The organism is Kitasatospora sp. NPDC059817 (assembly GCF_042731835.1).
Lineage (GTDB): Bacteria > Actinomycetota > Actinomycetes > Streptomycetales > Streptomycetaceae > Kitasatospora.
Window position 1 is genome coordinate 1 of record NZ_JBHWIR010000447.1, and the last position, 1,118, is coordinate 1,118.

Genomic DNA, 1,118 nt, shown 5'->3' on the forward strand with positions numbered 1-1,118 from the left:
GGGAGTCCATGCGGAGTATCGGCGACCGACGACAACGCGGCGAGGTGCGTGCTCCGGCGTCGCGCGCCCGGCGTGATCCGAAAGAGAGCCCCTAGTACTCCAGCAGGACTTCGACGTTTTGCCTGCTGGAGTACTGACGGCTCGCCGGTCAGGGCACCGGGACGCGGTACGGCTCCGGGGCCGGCTCGGCCCGGTGGTGGTGGCGGGCCGGGCGGAGCGGCCACCAGAGGGCGCGGCCGAGCAGGGCGGCGACGGCGGGCACCAGGACCAGGGACAGGACGACGGCGGAGAGCAGGATGCCGAGCGTCAGCGCGAAGGCGACCTGTTCGCTGCCCGGGGTGGCGGCGAGGGTCGCGAAGGAACCGGCCAGGACCAGGCCGGCCGTGGCGATGGCGGGCGTGGTGTGCCGTACGGCGCGGGCGACGGCGGCGCGGGGCGGGCCGGGGCGCTGCATCTCCTCGCGGATCCGGTCGGTGATGAGGATGTTGTAGTCGGTGCCCAGCGCCACGACGAACAGGAACAGCACCAGCGGGAGGGTGAAGCTGACGCCCGGTTCGCCCAGCCCGTGCTGGAACAGCAGGGTCGCGGCGCCGAGGGTGGCGGCGAAGCCGAGCCCGACCGAGAGCATCAGGACCAGCGGGGCGAGCAGGCTGCGCAGGAGCAGCAGCAGGATCAGGGCGATCAGGGCGGCCGCGACCGGGAAGACGATCGCCAGGTCGTGGTCGACGGCGGTGGAGATGTCGGCGAAGATCGCCGCCGTGCCGCCCACGTGGGCGCTGGTCCCGGCGGGGGTGTGGGCGGCGACCGCGGCGCGGACCGGGCCGGAGGCCAGGTCGCGGGCGCGCCGGCTCTGCGGGTCTGCGGTCAGGTAGAGGTCGATCCGGGCGGCGCGCCGGTCCCCGTTGAGGACGGTGCCGCCCGTCTTGCCGACGCCCTCGACCTGGGTGAGGGCGTGGGAGAGGCCGTCGAGCCGGCCGGGGGTGAGGGTGGTGCCGTCCGTGGTGAAGAAGTATACGCTCGTAGGGTCGGAGAAGCCGGCCGGCAGGGTGCGGGAGATATAGGCGGACTTGGCGTCGGCCGGGGGCCCTTAGCCCGCGCCACCCACTCCCTAGTAAATC

General features: G+C 73.7%; 1 protein-coding gene. It reads right to left on the reverse strand.

Annotated elements, in window-relative coordinates; translation table 11 throughout:
- Positions 1-148 precede the first annotated feature (148 nt).
- Entirely contained in the window at positions 149-1,057 is a 909-nt protein-coding gene (locus ACFV61_RS36140) for an MMPL family transporter (RefSeq protein ID WP_380496436.1), read from the reverse strand.
- Positions 1,058-1,118 lie beyond the last annotated feature (61 nt).